Source organism: Gemella haemolysans (assembly GCF_028308085.1).
Lineage (GTDB): Bacteria > Bacillota > Bacilli > Staphylococcales > Gemellaceae > Gemella > Gemella haemolysans_D.
In genome coordinates, this window is record NZ_JAQMFS010000082.1 from 1 (window position 1) to 19833 (window position 19833).

5 protein-coding genes are annotated in these 19833 nt (G+C 37.3%); all 5 read right to left on the reverse strand.

Annotated features, from left to right (window positions below; genetic code table 11):
• Positions 1-155 precede the first annotated feature (155 nt).
• Positions 156-5369: a DUF1542 domain-containing protein gene (locus tag PNO30_RS06690; protein WP_271987619.1), complete on the reverse strand. Its 5214-nt coding sequence runs from the start codon at positions 5367-5369 to the stop codon at positions 156-158.
• 15 nt (positions 5370-5384) lie between these two features.
• Complete coding sequence (locus PNO30_RS06695; RefSeq protein ID WP_271987620.1) at positions 5385-6431, reverse strand: hypothetical protein; 1047 nt, start codon at positions 6429-6431, stop codon at positions 5385-5387.
• Between the two features lie 53 nt (positions 6432-6484).
• Positions 6485-6760, reverse strand: coding sequence for a YSIRK-type signal peptide-containing protein (locus PNO30_RS06700; protein WP_271987621.1), 276 nt, complete (start codon positions 6758-6760; stop codon positions 6485-6487).
• A gap of 598 nt (positions 6761-7358) precedes the next feature.
• Positions 7359-17465: a YSIRK-type signal peptide-containing protein gene (locus PNO30_RS06705; RefSeq protein ID WP_271987622.1), complete on the reverse strand. Its 10107-nt coding sequence runs from the start codon at positions 17463-17465 to the stop codon at positions 7359-7361.
• Positions 17466-18276: 811 nt separating this feature from the next.
• The coding region (locus tag PNO30_RS06710; RefSeq protein ID WP_271987623.1) for a MucBP domain-containing protein at positions 18277-19833 on the reverse strand (1557 nt) is incomplete at its 5' end.

Here is a 19833-nt window from a genome sequence, read left to right on the forward strand (position 1 = left end):
CGACTTTCTTTTTAAATTCAAAATTATATTTAGTCATAAAAATACCGACCTCCAAAAAGTTAGATTTTTTGGTCTAACTTTTTGGGGTCGGTACATATCGAGGGTGTCTTTTTTGTTAGAGTTTAGTTTGGTAGGTTTATTGTTTAGATTTCAAATTAGTTTTTGCCGTTTTTACGACGAGCTATCGCTAGTAATCCACCTAGAATCGCTAATCCTAATCCTGCTATTCCAGTATTAGTTTCAGTTGTACCTGTGTTTGCTAGACGTTGTCCTAGTTTAGAATTTGATGTATTTCCAGTTGATGCTCCGTTATTTTCACGTGAAACGTTTGTAGAGTTATCTTCTTTATTTCCACCATTGTCATTATTAGATTGACCATTAGAACCTTTAGCTTCTACTAATTTTTCTGCTGGGATTACCACTACTCTTCCATCTGGATATACGATTGTTGTTTCTCCAGTTGGTGAAACTGTAATCTTAGCTTCTTTTAGTTCTGGATTTGCTTTAATTAAAGCTTGTTTTACAGTTTCTTTTTCTTCATCTGTTAGGTTCGTTAGGTCTCCTACTTGAACTCTTTCAGGGAAGTTGATTTCTGGTGAAGCATTTACTGATGGGGCTTGTTCTTCTGCTTTTTTGAAGATATCTTTAGCTAAGATTGTGTATGAACTTCCATCCTTAAGAATTACTGTCACATTTCCTTTCGCATCGAAGATAACTTCGGCTACGTTTGGATTTGCTGCTAAGATTTTATCTTTAGCTCCTGCTTTATCCGCATCTGTTAGATTATCTAAGTCTGCTACAACTTGTTTTTCAAAGTCAAGGTTGATATTTTCACCATTATTTTTAGCTGCTACATCTTTCTCGTCTTTAACTAATTGTTCAGCTGAGATCGTTGCTGTTACACCGTCTTTAGTTGTTACTGTTGCATTTCCTTTCGCATCTACTACTACGATTGCTCCTGGATTTACTTCTTCTACCGCTGCTTTGATCTTAGCGATTTCTTCTGGTGTTAAGCTGTCTTTATTAGCTACTAATGTTCTTACTGCTGGTGTGTTGATTCCACTTTGTGCAGCTACATCAGTTACTTTATCTGCTGGAATTACTAGTTTAGATGCTGGAATTACCGCAACTTTTCCATCTTTAGTTGTTACCGTTGCATTTCCTTTGTCATCAACTACTACAGTTGCTCCTGGATTTACTGCTTTAACTTTATCTTCGATTGCTTTTTTCTCTTCTGGAGTTAGGGCATCTTTGTTTGCTACTACTGTTTTGTCCGCCGGTTTAACTACGTCGTTTCCTGCATTTGGTTTAGTTGCGTCTTCTGCTGATTTAACTAAATCTGTCGCTGGAATTACCGCTGTTTTTCCTTCTGGTGTTGTTACTGTCGCATTTCCTTTGTTATCTACTACTACAGTTGCTCCTGGATTTACCGCTTTAACTTTATCTTCGATTGCTTTCTTCTCAACGTCAGTTAATTTTTCTGGGTTTGCAGCTACTGTTTTGTCCGCTGGCTTAACGATGTCATTTCCTGCATTTGGTTTAGTTGCATCTTCTGCTGTTTTAACTAAGTCTGTTGCTGGAATTACCGCTGTTTTTCCTTCTGGTGTTGTTACTGTTGCGTTTCCTTTGTCATCAACTACTACAGTCGCACCTGGGTTTACTGCTTTAACTTTATCTTCGATTGCTTTTTTCTCAGCATCTGTAAGTTTTTCTGGGTTCGCAGCTACTGTTTTGTCCGCTGGCTTAACGATGTCATTCCCTGCATTTGGTTTCGCTGCGTCTTCTGCTGTTTTAACTAAGTCTGTTGCTGGGATTACTGCTGTTTTTCCTTCTGGTGTTGTTACTGTTGCGTTTCCTTTGTCGTCAACTACTACAGTCGCACCTGGATTTACCGCTTTAACTTTATCTTCGATTGCTTTTTTCTCAGCGTCAGTTAATTTTTCTGGGTTCGCAGCTACTGTTTTGTCCGCTGGTTTAACTACGTCGTTTCCTGCGTTTGGTTTAGTTGCATCTTCTGCTGATTTAACTAAATCTGTTGCTGGAATTACCGCTGTTTTTCCTTCTGGTGTTGTTATTGTCGCGTTTCCTTTATCGTCTACTACTACAGTTGCTCCTGGATTTACCGCTTTAACTTTATCTTCGATTGCTTTTTTCTCAGCATCTGTAAGTTTTTCTGGGTTTGCAGCTACTGTTTTGTCCGCTGGTTTAACTATGTCGTTTCCTGCATTTGGTTTAATTACATCCGCTTCTGATCTGAATAAGTCTTCTGATGGTATTGTTGCTGTAGTTCCATCTTTTAGGGTAACTGTCGCATTACCATCTTCATCGAACTTAACAGATTTAGTATCTGGGTTTAGCTCTCTTAATTTCTCTTCTGCTTTAGCTTGGTCGTCTGGATCATTTGCTTCACCAACTATCTTATCTGCTGGTTTAACAATATTAGAGTTACCTGCTCCTGCTTTTTCTGTATCTTCTTTAGTTCTCACTAAATCTGCTGCTGGAATTGCCGAAGTTTTACCATCTGGAGTAGAAACAGAAACAGTTCCATTTTCATCTATCGTTACTATAGCATCTGGATTTACCTCCTCAACTTTAGCAACAATCTTGGCTTTCTCTTCATCTGTTAAGTTAGCTGGATCTTTTACGATAACTTTATCAAGTGGTTTATTAATATCGTTTCCACCTTTACCGTTATCTAGGTCTTCTTCGGTTTTAACTAATTTAGCTGGATTAATCGTTCCTTTATCACCATTTCCAGTAGTTACCTCGATTTTACCATTTTCGTTATATTTAACTTCTTTGGCTGTAGGATTAACTTTTTTAACTTCTTCTAAGATTTTAGCTTTTTCTTCATCTGTTAATGCACTTGGGTCTTTTACAAGAACTTTGTCAATTGGTCTATTAATACCTCCAATTAATCTAATAGCTTCCTTATCTGCTTCTTCTATTGTATTAACATCTTCTACACTAGTTACTGCATCGATTGCCGCTTTAGCTTTATTCGCAACTTTATCTACTTTAGCTTTTAATGCTTCTTTAGCTTTTGGAGATAAATCATTACGAGCATCGATTGCTGCTTTTTTAGCTTTTACTTCTTCGTCAATTGCTTTACGAGCATTTGGTTTATCTTCAACTAATGGTAAAGATTTTTCGATTTCAGCTTTTGCTTCGTCTTCTAAAGTTTTAACATCTGCATCTGATTTAGCTGCATCGATTTCTTTTTTAGCTTGTTCTGCGATTGCTCTTGCTGCATCTGCTGCTACTTTTTTCTCTTCGTCAGTAGCATCAGGGGTATTTTCAATAGCTTTTAATTGCTCTGCTAATTTATCATCGATTGCTTTCTTAGCTGCTGGCTTAGCTTTCGCTTCTGGGTTAATTGCTTTAACTTCTGATACTCCTGCAGTTTCTGCTTCTTTTACTGCTGCATCTGTTGTTGCTTTATCTACATTTTCTTTTGCTTTGTCAGCTGCTGCTTTCGCTTCTGCTTTCGCTGCTGTTTTTTCTTCATCTGTTAAGTCAGTACGAGCATCGATTTCCGCTTCTTTAGCTTTTAATGCTTCGTCAATTGCTTTTTTCGCTGCTGGCTTAGCTTTCGCTTCTGGATTCACAGCTTTAACTTCTGATACTCCAGTATTTTTAGCTGTATCTACCGCTTGTTGTGCTGCTGTTGCTTTATCTTCTGAATTAGCGATTGCTGGTTGAGCATTAATTGCATCAGTTGCTGCTTTTGCTTTATCTTGAGCTTCTTTCTTAGCTGCGTCTTTTTCTTCTTGTGTTAAGTCTGTACGAGCATCGATTTCCGCTTCTTTTTTAGCTAGTTCATCTGCCACTGCTTGTTTAGCTTGTTCTTTAGCAATTGGGTATACTGATGTTACATCTGCTACACCCTTATCTTCTGCATCATTAACAAGTTTTTGAGCTGCTGCCGCTGCATCTGCTGTTTCTGCGTTATCAGGTTGAGCATCAACTTTTGCAAGTTCTGCATCTGCTAATTTCTTAGCTTCTGCTTTTGCTGCATCTTTCTCAGCTTGAGTTAAATCAGTACGGTCATCGATTTCTTTATTTTTAGCTGTTAATGCATTCGCAATAGCTTCTTTTGCATTTTCTTTTGCGATTGGGTTAACTTTACCAAATTCTGTAGTTCCAGCATTTTTCGCTGTATCTACAGCTACATCTGTTGTTGCTGCATCGATTGCTTTTGTTGCATCTTCAGCCGCTTTATTAATTTTAGCGATTGCTGCATCTTTTTCTGCTTGACTTAAGTTTTTATCGGCAGTAATAGCATCTGCTTTTGCTTTACGCGCTGCTTCTACATCTGCTTTTGCTGCATCTTTTTTCGTCACTACTGGGTTATCAGCTGCAATTGCAGTTGCACCTGCTTCCTTAGCCTTATCTAATGCTGCTTTGGTAGTTAGATTAGAATCGTTAATTGCTGCTACGGCTTTTTCTTTATCCGCATTTACTTTTGCGATTGCTGCTGCTTTTTCTTCATTAGTAGCATTTGGCGTTTTGTTAATTTCTGCAATCTTATCTTCTGCTGTTTTATTAACCGCATCAAGTGCAGGTTGTTTATCTATAGTTACAAAGTCTGATAATGCTCTTGTATCTTGAGATCCGTCTGCATATGTTACTACAAGATTTCCATTAGCATCTTTTGTTACTGATTTAATCTTAGCATCTTTATCGTCGACATTTTTACCTTTTTTATCTGCTAAGTTCGCATCATCATTATCCTTATTGTATTCAAGTTTTAATTTTTCTTTGATTTTTTCTAACTCTGCATCTGTTACATTTGCTGGATCTGCTACAGCTACTTTTTCTGTTGGTGCTGAAATTTCATATTTAGATGTTTGATTTTTAACGATAAATTGAACATATCCTGGTTTTTGTTGACGTACTGCATCATCAGTTGAAGCATCGTAGTTTACTCCTGTCATTGATTTGAAATCATCATTATCTTTAGCTTCAATAAAACTTGTCCATTGGTTTGGAGCTTTAAGAGTTGTAATACCCGTCATCTTGATAGTTGCTGTTCTCTTATCGCCAGATACTGTTCCCTCTCCATTTGTAACGGCACCGTTATCAATCTTACCTGTTGTGAATCCGTACGCTGCGGCGTTATCATTTCCAACACCACCTGGTCCACGTAGATATAAATCTTTTACAGTAGAATCATCTGTAGCTTTGAATGTTAAATCAGTATTTTCTCCTGTATAAACGTAAATTTGACGTTTATTAACATTTGAGTATGGAAGTTCTACTGTTGGTACTGGATTTGTACGCGCCACACTTGCAACTGGAGTAGTATCTACTGAATCGTCATTATACGTAACTGTAACTGTTCCGTTAGCAACAGCGACTTCTTTCACTACCGTTGATCTATCTTATAAAACTTCTCCTTTTTTAGAAGCTAATCGAGCATCTTCTGTTGTTGCTTTATCAGAGTATTGAATCTTAATTTTCTCTTTGATTTTGTTAATATCATCCGTAGTTAGGTTATTAATATCTGCAACAGCAACTTTATTTTCCTCTGCTACTGGTTGAATATCGTATTTATATGTTTGAGATTTAACAACTAAGTTGAAATAACCAGGAGCTGATGGATTGTTACCTCCAGCCAGCTTAGCACCAGTAGAATCTTCAAGTTGTAAATATCTTGCTCCTAATACAGCTCGTTGATCTTCAGTTTTTGTATAAGGTTTAAGTCCTTTAAACGTATCATTTGGTTTACCAGTGATTTTAATTTTCACTGGTCCTTGAGTTTCAGTTAATGTTTGATGATAACTCCAACCATAACCATCTATTTCGACTTCTTCTTCCTCAGGCTTAGGTACGTTCTGACCTTTCGCATGAGCTATCGCTTGATCACTTTTCGATTTTAGTACGAACTGACCACTTCCGGCTTTAACTGTTGCTTTAGTAATATTCCCAGCTGTTGAGCTAACTGTAATATTGACATCTGCATCTTCTTCATTATAAAGGTAAATTTCTTTTCCATTAGAAAACTCCATAGAATAATTAAAGTTACCTTGAGTTTGAGTTGTCTCCGCTCTAAACGCATTGTTTCTATCTAATGCTTTACCGTTACGTGAATCGTTAGACCCTGTGTTTTCAATTGAGTTTGAGTCAGATTTTTTCTCTGTATTTTCTGCTTTTTTACCAACTGTAGGTTGTCCATTTGTTGTGTCTACTTCTGGTGTTTCTTTTTTCTCTACTGGTTTGTTTTTTAATTTTGAGTTTACAGTTGTTACAAGTTTATTGTACGCTTCGTTTAATTCAGCTTGTGTTTTAGCTGATGCTAGAGTAGCTCTTGCGCTTTCTAAATCAGCTTTTAATGCCGCTACAGACTCATCTGTTTTGTTAGCGTATTTCCCAGCTTCTAGATTAGCTGAAACTTCACTGATATAAGCTTCTAATCGACTTTTATCCAATTTAGACTCTGCAGGTGTCTCTTGTTTTACTTCTGTTTTGGGTGCTTCTGCTCCTACTTTTCTGCGACTGCATTAGCTACACTTTCTTTAGTGTTTTCAACTTTAGGTTGTGCTACTGCTCTTGAAGTTTCTTCTTTTGCGTTTGTTGTGTTATTTGTAGTTGTGTTGTTAGAAACTTCTTCTGATGCTTGAGCCACTGCCCCTGCTCCTAAAAATATACTAGCACCGATTACTACTGATGCCGTACCAACTTTAAATTTCTTAATCGAATACGATTCTACTTTTGTACCGTCTTTTATACTTTTTACATACTTATTATTTTCTCCCATTAAATTTTTCTCCTTTTTCTATCCCTAATAAAACTTATATAAATACTTATTTAAATACTTATTTAAATGTATATTATGTCTATTACAAAATACTATTAATCTCCTTTCCTAAATTTCAAAATAATAATTAATTTCCCTTATTTTTATATAGTATTGACTTATAATATAAAGCACTATTAATACAAAACTCACTTTAAAATTATACACAATTCCAACTATACCTTATCAAATATATGCCTATTTGTCCAAGAAATACATTACATTTATGTAAAGCGTTTTCTTAAAATACTAATATTAGTTGTCTATTATTAATATTTTAAATCCTCTTTGTTAATATATTTATTTGTATATACTTTATTTGTTTTATGTTTAGTTAACTTCAACCTACTTAGAAACATTTTATTATTTACTAAAAATAATTATATAATTTTTTTTATAATAGTAGTCTAAATATTATGAAATACTAATTAAAATACCTTAATCAGATCTCTATGACATAAAACTGAAATTCATACTAAAAAAGACACCCTCGAAAATTATCGAGAGTGCCTTCGTTTGTTAGAGTTTAGTTTGGTAGGTTTTTTGTTTTGATTTCAAATTAGTTTTTGTCGTTTTTACGACGAGCTGCTGATAGTAATCCACCTAGAATCGCTAATCCTAATCCTGCTAAACCAGTATTAGTTTGAGTTGTTCCTGTGTTTGCTAGACGTTGTCCTAGTTTTTCGTTAGTTGCTTTTCTGAAGATGTGACGTACATTTCCGTCTTCTCCAATAACTGTTCTTATAAACTCATATCCTGAGATCTTACCAGCTTCTACAGTTCCTTTTTCAGATGGTTTTAATGAGTTACCATTTTCATCTGTCCATGTTGTAGTTCTGTTTTCACCTGGAATACGAGAAGTTTTCTTGAAGATGTGGCGTACATTTCCATCTTTATCAGTTACAGTTCTTCCAAATTCGTATCCTGGGATTTCTCCTGGAACTTCGATTCCATTTACTGGTGGTCTCAATGGATTTCCTTCTTCATCTGTCCATGTCGTAGATTTTTCTACTACAGGAGTTGGTGTTGGAGCTGGAGTTGTAACTTTTTCGTATACGTGCTCAACATCTCCGTTTGGAAGGTTCTTAGTTTCTACGAATCTGTATCCTGGAATATCTTTCTTCGGAGTAGTTCCATCTTCTGCTGGGTATCCTTCGATTACATTTCCTTTTGTATCAACAAATTTAGTTTGTGGAGTTACAAGTGGAGTGTAAGACGCTAAGATTGGAGTTCCTTTCTTATCGTAACGTTTAACTGTTACTCCTTTAGCTTTTCCTTCGAAGTCTTTTTCTGGAGTGAATGTTACTGTTCCGTCTGGTGCTACTGTGTATGTTCCTTCTCCTGGTACTACTTTCGTAGTTGATCCATCTTCAAATGTCGCTGGTCTAGTTTCGTCAATTGGTACATCTGGACTAGCTGGTTTGAATGTTGGTTTACCTTTTTGAACTTGCCCTTTAGGTCCTTTAGTAACTTCTGGTTCAGATGATGGAGTTAATGGTAATACTGTTGGAATGTAAACTCCATAAGCTAAGTTACCTTCTGTGTCTACACGTACTACAAGTACTCCTTGTGCTGTTCCTACGAAGTCTTTTTCTGGAACGAATGTTACTGTTCCATCTGGTGCCACTGTGTAAGTTCCTTCTCCTGGTACTACTTTTTCAGTTGAACCATCTTCGAATGTTGCTGGAACTGTTTCATCGATTGGAGTATTAGGGCTTCCTGGGATGAATGTTGGTTTACCAGTTTGTGTTACACCTTGAACATCTACTGAGAATGCTGGGTTAGCTTCTGGTAATTCTGGAGTTACAACTGGTAGGTACATAGATGTAATTGGGTTACCATTTGTATCAACACGTCTTACCGCTACTCCTTTTGCTTTTCCTACGAAGTCTTTTTCTGGAACGAATGTTACTGTTCCATCTGGTGCTACTGTGTATTTACCTTCTCCTGGTACTACTTTTTCAGTTGATCCATCTTCGAATGTTGCTGGAACTTTTTCGTCGATTGGTACGTTAGGGTTTGCAGGTGTGAATGTTGGTTTTCCAGTTTGAGTTTCACCTTTTTTGTTAATTGTTTTCGCAGGTTTTCCAGTAGGTTCAACCGGCTTAACAGTTGGTGTATAAGTTGCTGTAACTGGTGTTCCATTCTTATCTACACGTTTTACTGTTACTCCTTTTGCTTTTCCTACGAATTGTGGTTCTGGAGTGAACGTTACCTTACCATCTTTATCGATTGTGTATGTTCCTTCTCCTGGTACTACAACTTTACCATCTTTGTCCGCACCTTCTAATGTTGGCGCTACTGTTTCATCGATTGGTACGTTAGGGTTTCCTGGTTTGAACTCTGGTGTTCCCTCTTGTTTAATACCTTGAAGACCTGTTGATTCTGCAGGTGTTCCTTCTGGTGTTACTGGTGTAACTGTTGGCGTGTAAGTTGCTGTAACCGGTGTTCCGTTCTTATCTACACGTTTTACTGTTACTCCTTTTGCTGTACCTGTGAATGATTTTTCTGGTGTGAACGTTACTGTTCCATCTGGACTTACTTTGTAAGTTCCTTCTCCTGGTACTACTTTTTCTGTTGATCCATCTTCGAATGTTGCTGGAGTTTCATCGTCCATTGGTACTTCTGGGTTTCCTGGTTTGAATTCTGGTGTTCCCTCTTGTTTTGCACCTTGGATTCCTGTTGATTCTGCAGGTGTTCCTTCTGGTGTTACCGGTGTAACTGTTGGTGTGTATTTGGCTGTAACTGGTGTTCCGTTCTTATCTACACGTTTAACCGTTACTCCTTTTGCTACACCTGTGAATTGTGGTTCTGGAGTGAACGTTACTTTACCGTCTTTGTCGATTGTGTATGTTCCTTCTCCTGGTACTACTACTTTTCCATCTTTATCCGCACCTTCTAGTGTTGGTGCTACTGTTTCATCGATCGGTACATTAGGGTTTCCTGGTTTGAATTCTGGTGTTCCCTCTTGTTTTGCACCTTGGATTCCTGTTGATTCTGCAGGTGTTCCTTCTGGTGTTACTGGTGTAACCGTTGGTGTGTATTTAGCTGTCACTGGTGTTCCATTCTTATCTACACGTTTTACCGTTACTCCTGTTCCTACTCCTGTGAATCCTTTTTCCGGTGTAAATGTTACTGTTCCATCTGGATTTACTTTGTAAGCTCCTTCTCCTGGTACTATTTTTTCTGTAGTTCCATCTTCAAATGTTGCTGGTACTTCGTCATCCATTGGTACTTCTGGGTTTCCTGGTTTGAATGTTGGTTTTCCAGTTTGTTCTTTACCTTGGATGTCTGTTGTTTCAGCTGGTTCTGCTGTTGGTGTTACTGGTGTTACTGTTGGTGTGTACTTAGCCGTTACTGGTGTTCCGTTCTTATCTACACGTTTTACTGTTACTCCTTTAGCAGTTCCTGTGAATCTTTTCTCAGGTGTGAACGTTACTGTTCCATCTGGATTTACTTTGTAAGTTCCTTCTCCTGGTACTACTTTTTCTTTAGTTCCATCTTCGAATGTCGCTGGTACTTCATCATCCATTGGTACTTCTGGGTTACCTGGTTTGAATGTTGGTTTTCCAGTTTGTTCTTTACCTTGGATGTCTGTTGTTTCAGCTGGTTCTGCTGTTGGTGTTACTGGTGTTACCGTTGGTGTGTAAGTCGCTGATGTTGGTGTTCCATTCTTATCTTTAACTTGTACTGTCGCTGGATCTGGTGTTCCTACGAAGTCTTTGTTTGGTGTGAATGTTACTTTTCCTGTTGTTGGATCGATTGTGTATGTTCCAACTTGTTTTCCGTCTTTCATCGCTGGAATTGTTGTTTCTGTAATAGGTTTTCCATCTACTACGAATTGAGCCGGTTGCTCTGGCGTAATTGTGATTGGCGCTGTTTCATCACCTTGAGTGAACGTTGGAGTTCCTTCTTGTGTTGCACCTTGGATTCCAGTTGTTGCTTTTGGTTCAGATGTTGGAGTTACTGGAGTTACCGTTGGTGTATAAGTAGTTTCTACTTTTGTTCCGTTAGTATCTTTCGCTACAACTTTAACTGGGTCTGGTGTCCCTACGAAGTCTTTATTTGGTTGGAATGTGATTACTCCAGTTTCTGGATCTAATGTGTATGTTCCAACTTCTTTTCCATCTTTTGTTGCTGGAAGAGTTGTTACTTCGTTTCCACTTGGATCCACTAGTTTAACTGTAGTTTTATCGATTGGTGCTACTTCATCACCTTTTGTGAACATTGTCTCAGTGTCTTGTGTTTGTGGCTGAGCTTGTTTTCCAGTTGTTTCTTTCGGTGTTGCCGTTGGAACTACTGGTGTTACTGTTGGTGTGTAAGTTGCTGTTGTTGGTGTTCCATTTTTATCTTTAACTTCTACTGTCGCTGGATCTGGTGTTCCTATAAAGTCTTTGTTTGGTGTAAATGTTACTTTTCCTGTTGTTGGATCAATTGTGTATTTACCGATTTCTTTTCCATCTTTAGTCGCTGGAATTTCTTTATCTTCAACTGGTTGTCCGTTCACTACGAATTTAGCTGGTTGCTCTTCGTTGATTGTGATCGGTGCTGTTTCATCACCTTGAGTGAATTTAGGTGTTCCTTCTTGTGGTTGTCCTTGTTTTCCAGTTGAAGTTACGTCTTCACTTGTTGGTTTAACTGGAGTTACTGTTGGTGTGTAAGTAGTTTCTACTTTTGTACCGTTAGTATCTGCAGCTACAACTTTAACTGGATCCGGTGTTCCTACGAAGTCTTTATTTGGTTGGAATGTGATTACTCCAGTTGCTGAATCTAATGTGTAAGTACCAACTTGTTTTCCATCTTTTTTCGCTGGAATGCTTGTTACTTCTGCATTAGTTTCTGGATCGATAAGTTTAACAGTAGACTTGTCGATCGGTGCTACTTCATCACCCTTTGTGAACATTGACTCAGTATCTTGTGTTTGTGGCTGAGCTTGTTTTCCAGATGTTTCTTTTGGTGTTTTTGTTGGAACTACTGGTGTTACCGTTGGTGTGTAGTTAGCTGTTGTTGGTGTTCCATTCGCATCTTTCACCTGAACTGTCGCTGGTACTGGTGTCCCTGTGAAATCTTTGTTTGGTGTGAATGTTACTACACCTGTTAATGGATCAATTGTATATTTACCAACTATTTTCCCTGTTTCGTCTTTTGCAGGAATTTCTGTTGCTTCAATCGGTTGTTTTGTTACCGGATCGAAGAACTTAGCTGGTTGTTGTTCGTTAATTGTGATTGGTGCTACTTCATCACCTTGTGTGAATACAGGTTTTCCTGTTTGAGGTTGTCCTTGTTTCCCGCTTGAAGTTACATCTTCTCCTGTTGGTTTAACCGGAGTTACTGTTGGTGTGTAGTTAGCTGTTGTTGGTGTTCCATTCGCATCTTTTACTTGAACTGTCGCTGGTACTGGCGTTCCTGTGAAGTCTTTGTTTGGTGTGAATGTTACTTTTCCTGTTAATGGATCGATTGTGTATTTACCAACTGTGTTTCCTTCTCCGTCTTTTGCAGGAATTTCTGTTGCTTCAATCGGTTGTTTCGTTATCGGATCGAAGAACTTAGCTGGTTGTTGTTCGTTAATTGTAATTGGTGCTACTTCATCACCTTGTGTGAACTTAGGTGTTCCTTCTTGTGGTTGTCCTTGTTTTCCACTTGAAGTTACATCTTCTCCTGTTGGTTTAACTGGAGTTACTGTTGGTGTATAAGTCGCTTTTGCTGGAGTTCCATTTTTATCTTTTACTTCAACTGTCGCTGGTACTGGTGTTCCTGTGAAGTCTTTATTTGGAGTAAATGTTACTACACCTGTTAATGGATCGATTGTATATTTACCAACTGTGTTTCCTTTTTCGTCTTTTGCAGGGATTTCTGTTGCTTCAGTTGCTTCACCTGTTGTTGGATCAATAAATTGAGCTGGTTGATCTTCAGTAATTGTGATTGGAGCTGTTGGGTCACCTTCTGTGAATACTGGTTTTCCTGTTTGAGTTTGACCTTGTTTTCCTTCAGATGTAACCGGAGTTCCTGTTGGTTCTACTGGCGTTACCGTTGGAGTATAAGTAGTTGTTACTTTAGTTCCGTTTTTATCCGCAGCTGTTACTTTAACTGGTTCTGGTGTTCCATCGAAGTCTGGATTTGGTTGGAATGTGATGATTCCAGTAGCTGGATCTAATGTGTAAGTACCAACTTGTTTTCCATTTTTCATTGCTGGAAGACTTGTTACTTCAGCACCACTTGGATCTACTAATCTAATTGTAGTGTTGTCGATTGGCGCAGTGTCATCACCTTTGTGGAACATTTTCTTAGCGTCTTCTTTTTGAGGTTGCCCTTGTTTTCCAGATGTTTTAGCTGGTGTAGCTGTTGGAACAACTTCTTCTACTTCTGGAGTATAAGTTGCTGATGATGTTACATCTAATTCTTTTCCTGAAGAGTCAGTTGCTTTCGCTGTAACATTAACTGTTACACCAGTAGCTTTTCCTTTGAATGTTGGAAGTGGTTCAAATGTTACGATACCTGTTGCTGGGTCGATTGAGTAAGTTCCTTCGTTTGGAACAACTACTTTACCTTCTGGATTAGCACCTGTTAATGAATACTTAGCTGTAGTCATATCAACATTTGTTCCATCAGGAGTGTTTTCAGTAGTATTTAACTTATCGAAACGTTCAGCTCCTGTAATAGATTTTTGAGGTTGCCCTTGTTTTCCTGTTGTTGTATCGTCTACATTATCTAGACCATAAACTGTTGGTGTGTAAGTGTTTGATACTGGTACTTTTACAGGGTTACCCGCTTCATCGTTGAATGTTACATTACCTTCAACTGTGATTGGAGATGCATTTCCTACAAAGTCTGCGTTTGGTGTGAAAGTTACTTCACCAGTTGTTGGATTTACTGTGTATGTTCCTTCGTTTGTTGTTACTGAAGTTGATCTCTTACCTGTTTCTGGATCTACTAGTTTGTAATCAGAAACTGTTGTTCCTGCTGGTTGGTTAGCTTTAAGCGCTTCTTCCATCGAAGCCGATTGTGGTGTATTCTTAACTCCAGAAGATTTCTTAGGTTCAGTTACTACGATGTAGTAAGTTGTTTCAGCTACTGCATCTTCTGTTACTTCACCAGAGTCTGTTCCTCCTACTGTTGGAGTAGTTACAACCCCGTTTGAGTCAACGTCTCTTACAGTTACTTTGTAACGTCCTACTTGTGAAAGTGCGTATTGTTTAGCATTTGCTAAGTTTGCCTCAGCTGCTGTTTTTAGAGCTGTACGTGCAGTTTCTACCGCTGCTTCTGAATCAAGAGCTTCTTGACGAGTTGTTGCTACTTGAGCTGTGATTCCTGGAAGTTCAGCTTCTTTTCTTCTTAATTCAGCTGTTTCTTTTTCTAATCTCGCTCTACCATCAGCTAATAATTTCTCTGCTAATTCTTGAGCTGTTGGTGAAACAGTACGTAATTTTAATTTAGTTAATGCTTCTTCTGCATTGGCAACATATCTTGTTTCACGGTCTACGATTTCTTGTTGACGAGCTAAGTCATTGATAGAGTCTTGTTCGTTTTTAACCGCTGCTGCCGCTGCTTTAGTTTTCTCCGCTGCTGTACGTTGAGCCGCAATGTATGCTTCTTCCTGTGGTTGAGCTGCATCGAATACTTTTTGAGTTCCATCTGGAGCTGTTACTGTTAATTTTGTTTTAATTGTGTCTGAAACTGGGTTGTCAGATTTATCATCGATCTTATCTTTGAAGCCAACATCAGCTTTTTCTGAACCGATTAAGTCTACTGTTGCATCTTTATTTTCAGAGTAACTTGTTGATGTTCCTGTCGGTTTAGCATTTTGGATAGAAGCTAATTGAGTTCCTGTTGCTTCACGGTAGGCTACATATCCTCTAAATCCTGAACTTGTTTCTAAGATCCATCCAGCATTTGATTTCGTAGCTGTTACTGTTGAACCGTCAGATGCAGTCCAACGTTGTGACACTGAATCATACGTTACTTGAACAGTAACCCCGTCAGTTCCTGCTACTTGAGCAAATGGAAGAACATTATCTGTTTTATCAACACTTACTACTTGTTTTACTTTACCGTTTTTACGTACTTCTGCAACACGCTCTACTAATGTCGCTGCATTAGATTCCGCTGTCCAAACACGTTTAAATTCATAAATATAGTAGTTGATAGCTCCATCTCCTGCTGCTTCTGTGTAAACACGTCTTTCTGTTAATGTTGATGTTCCATCACCATTATTTACTAGTTCATAAGCTTTGTCATCTGGAATAGCATATTTACCAGTCGCTGCATTTAATGTTGCAGTATATGTGTTACCATCTTTATCTCGAACTGTAACTACTTCACGTTGTAAACTTGCTTTTACTTTATCAGTACTTGCTTTTGCTGCGATGTTATCTACTCCTACGTATTTCGTAGCGTCTGAAGTTACCGCTAATTTGAACGTAGAGTCTGCAGTTTCTGAAGCAGTTCCAAGTTCTGTCCCTACTGTTACTGCTGAGTTTGTTGTTCCTTCAGTAACAACCCATTTACCATCTTTTACAGCGAATTTCGTAACTGTTCCATCCGGCATTCTGATTTCCCCAGTGTTGGCACCTTTAGAAATAGTTACGTCTAATTCTTTCGCATATGCTTCAACGTTTTTAACTGTAATCTTCGGAGCAACCGCGATTGTTACACTCTCGTGAGTTTCTTGACCGTTAGCTGTCCATTGAGCATTCTTAGAGTTTGTTGCGTTATTAAAGTCTTTCGCTAGTACTGCTAATGTGTAAATTCCAGCATCTGATGCTTTTCCTTCAAGTAAGTTTTTCGTTGGATCGAATGTTAATCCTGGAATTGTATTAGAGATCGGTTTTTTACTTGGCATATATTCACCATTTACAACAAGGTGAGGCTGAGGAATAACAAAAGAAGTCATTGATGTTAACTCTGTTCCATCAAGACCTGTAAATGTAGCTTTACCACTGATTTTTTTACCAGGTTCAATTGGCTGACCGTTCAATTTGTAGTTTGCACGAGTATCATTTGCAAATCCATCATTATCCATGAATTTAAGGTCATGGTTAATTGTATCTCCAACTGTTACTACAGTAGAGTTACCAGCAACTCTTGGTGCAGATGTATCTTGCCAACCCATCCAACCAGCTTTTAAGTCTTTAATAGATACTTTTGTTGTTGTTCCATCAGGTTTCGCAACAGTTACATCATAACGGAAGTCATAAACACCATTTTGGATACTAGCTAATACATATCCTTCAACAGAATCTGTATTTTTATTATATGCTAAACCAGGGATTAAGTTTGATACTTCAACGTTTTTTATACTGTAACCAGCAGCTGTTGCTTCTGGAGATAAGCTGAAACGTTTAGTTACATTTTTAATGTACGCATAGTGGTTCCCTTGGTCATAGTTGTAACCATAGATTTCTGTTGCGATAAATTCGTACGCACCCCCAGAACCATATGTTACAGGTCCAATCTTACTACCTGCTGGACGGATTTTTCCAGTCCACATCGGTGCTTCTTCTGATAATTTTTTTGCTTCTTCACTAGATAATGGAAGGTCAGTACGTCCACCTTGAGCAGCTGGTGGACTGGTTTTTCCTTTTATCTCACTATTTTCTGATTGGTATCCATGAACATAGAGACGGTATGCATCATTATTGTCTAATACTTCATAAGTTTTACCAGTACTTGTTGCTGTGAATTCACCGTTTTCTGCACTTTTCGCTTCTGTTTTATCTGTATATCCTTCGCCAGCAGATAGAGCTACTCCGTATCTACCGTCACGACGAACACCAGCATTTTCTAACTCAGAGTATACTGCTTTAATAGAGTTTCCAAGTTCTTCTAAGCTTTTAGCAATTTGTTCTTTAGTAGTTCCATCATTACCAAGTAATTCATTAGCTACTTTGATAACTTCTTCGTTTTTAGCTACTGCTTTTTCTACAACTGGTTTCGCTTCGATCTTAACTTCGTTTTTACGAATTGCTTCTTTAGCAAGTACGCTTGTTACTTCTGCTTCTGAAGTTACTTGAGTTAATTCTTTTTTAGCTTCTTTAACTTCTGCAGTTTGTTTCTGTTCAGATTTTGCTTTATCTTCAGCTTTTTTAGCTTCTTCTTTAGCCGCTACTGTAGTTGCTTCTGATTCTGCTACTGTTTTAGTTAAGACGTCTAGTGTTATTACTTTTGCATTAACTTCATCTTGAGTTGCATCAGCTTTTGCGAATACTTCTTTTGCTTTTGCTAATTCTTCACGAGCTGTTTTTAATACTGCTTCGTCAGCATTTTTAGAATCTTTTAATTTTTTCTCTAAGCTATCGATACTTGCTTTTAGAGCTGTTTTATCAGCTGCTTTTGTTTCAGCTTTCACAAGTGCTTCTTCAGTTTTTGGAGTTTCTGCCCCTACTTTTGCTGCTACTGCTGCCGCAACACTTTCTTTAGTGTTTTCTACTTTTGTTGGTTGTACCACAGCTTTTGGAGTTTCTTCTTTAGCTACTGCATTTGTCGTGTTTTCTGCAGTTGTATTGTTAGAAACTTCTTCTGCTGCTTGAGCTACTGCTCCAGCACCTAAGAAGATACTAGCACCGATTACTACTGACGCTGTACCAACTTTAAATTTCTTGATAGAATATGTTTCTACCTTAGTACCTTCTTTGGTATTTTTTAGGTATTGATTATTTTTTCCTACCATTTCTTTCCTCCTATTTATACTTTTTTAATTATCTCTAGCGTATATTTCATAATATCTTATGGTTTAATATAACATTCTAAACAAAATCCTTGCGAAAAACTCTTTAATTACAAAACTTATATCATAAGATAAATGATATTAATTTAACACTTTCAATAATTCTATATCAAAATCAGCACTAAAACTGCGCTGACTCTTACTTAAAACTAATTTGAAATTCATTAAAATTTCTTAAATACTTTACCAAATTTCTTTGCATTTGTCTAATAAAAAAGTGTTATTTTTTAGTAACAATTATTAATTTAGTGTTATTTTTATACTATTAGGTACCTAAAAATATCCATATTTAAAGTATAATTATGAAAGAAATGTTTGTATATGCATGTTCTTAGAGATTTTAAATATAATTTACAAACCTCTATTTTTTTACAAAAGTTTTTTTATTTATATAACTCAGATGATAAAAAATATCAGTTGAAACAGCAATGAAAATTTTAGTAATACAGCTACTGCTCATCCTTAGTGTTAACACGTTAAGTTGATGTTACAAATTTATTTTCATTCTGCTAAAAAATAAGTGTTAAATTTTACAAATATTTACTTAATTATTAGTTATTTAGACACTAATACATATACTATTATAAAAACTTACAAAAAATAAACCCCAATACTCTATTCACAGAAATACACATTATTTGCGATATAATAAATCCCTAATAATTCATCTAACGAAAAAACGCCCTCGAAAATTATCGAGAGCGTCTTTTATATATCATAAGAGTTTCGTTTTTATTAAATAATAAATTTCAAATTAGTTTTTGTTGTTTTTACGACGTTTTGTCGCTGCAAGTAATCCACCGAACATTGCAAGTCCCATTCCTGCTAATCCTGTGTTAGTTTCACTTTCACCTGTGTTAGCAAGACGTTTTGGTTGAGCTTTTGCTCCTACTTTTTCTACTGAGTTCGTTACTTTTCTAAAGATGTGGCGTACATTACCATTTTCATCGATAACAGTTCTTACAAACTCATATCCTGGAATCTTACCTGCTTCTACAGTTCCTTTTTCTGTTGGTTTTAATGGATTTCCATTTTCATCCGTCCAGATTGTAGTTCTGTTTATAGTTGGAATACGAGAAGATTTCTTGAAGATGTGTTGTACATTTCCATTTCCATCAACTTCAGTCTTAACTAATTCATATCCTGGGATTGATCCTGGATCTTTAGTTCCATTTTCCTGTGGTTTTAATGGGTTTCCATTTTCATCTACCCAAGTTGTAGATTTTTCTGCTACTGGAGTTGTAACTTTTTCGTAGACGTGCTCGATGTCTCCGTTTGGAAGTTTCTTAGTTTCTACAAATCTGTATCCTGGTATGTCTTTCTTCGGTTGTTCCCCTTCTTCTGTTGGGTTTCCTGGAATTTCATTTCCTTCTTTGTCTTTGAATGAAGTTTTAACTTTTTCGTAGACATGTTCTGTATCTCCATTTGGAAGTTTCTTAGTTTCTACGAATCTGTATCCTGGTATGTCTTTCTTCGGATTTTCTCCGTCTTCCGTTGGGTTTCCTGGAATTTCATTTCCTTCTTTATCTTTGAATGAAGTTTTAACTTTTTCGTAGACATGTTCTGTATCTCCGTTTGGAAGTTTCTTAGTTTCTACGAATCTGTATCCTGGGATATCTTTCTTCGGTTGTTCTCCATCTTCCGTTGGGTTTCCTGGAATTTCATTTCCTTCTTTGTCTTTGAATGAAGTTTTAACTTTTTCGTAGATGTGTTTTGTATTTCCTTTTTCATCTACTTCAGTTTTAGCAACTTTGTATCCTGGGATTACTTCAGATGGTGTTTTTCCATCTTTAGATGGAATTAATTCAGTTTCTTTTCCATCTTTACCTACAACTACAAATTTAGTATCTGGACGCACTGTTGGAGTATATGTAGCTGTAACCGGTGTTCCATTTTTGTCAACACGTTTTACTGTTACACCTTTAGCTTTTCCTACGAAGTTTGGTTCTGGAGTGAATGTTACTTTTCCATTTTCATCGATTGTGTAAATTCCTTCTCCTGGTACTTCTTTAGTAGTTGTTCCATCGTCGAATGTTGGTTTAACAGTTTCGTCGATTGGCACATTAGGATTTCCTGGTTTGAATTCTGGTGTTCCTGTTTGCAGTTGTCCTTTAGGCCCTTCAGATTCTGCAGGTGTTCCTTCTGGTGTTACTGGTGTTACTGTTGGTGTGTATTTAGCTGTAACTGGCGTTCCATTCTTATCTACACGTTTTACCGTTACTCCTGTTCCTTTTCCTGTGAATGTTTTCTCAGGTGTGAATGTTACCGTTCCATCTGGTGCTACTGTGTAAGTACCTTCTCCTGGAATTGT

Coding starts and splice junctions, on each gene's coding strand:
- PNO30_RS06700 (WP_271987621.1), bottom strand. CDS start 6,760: ATGGGAGAAAATAATAAGTATGTAAAAAGTATAAAAGACGGTACAAAA.
- PNO30_RS06705 (WP_271987622.1), bottom strand. CDS start 17,465: ATGGTAGGAAAAAATAATCAATACCTAAAAAATACCAAAGAAGGTACT.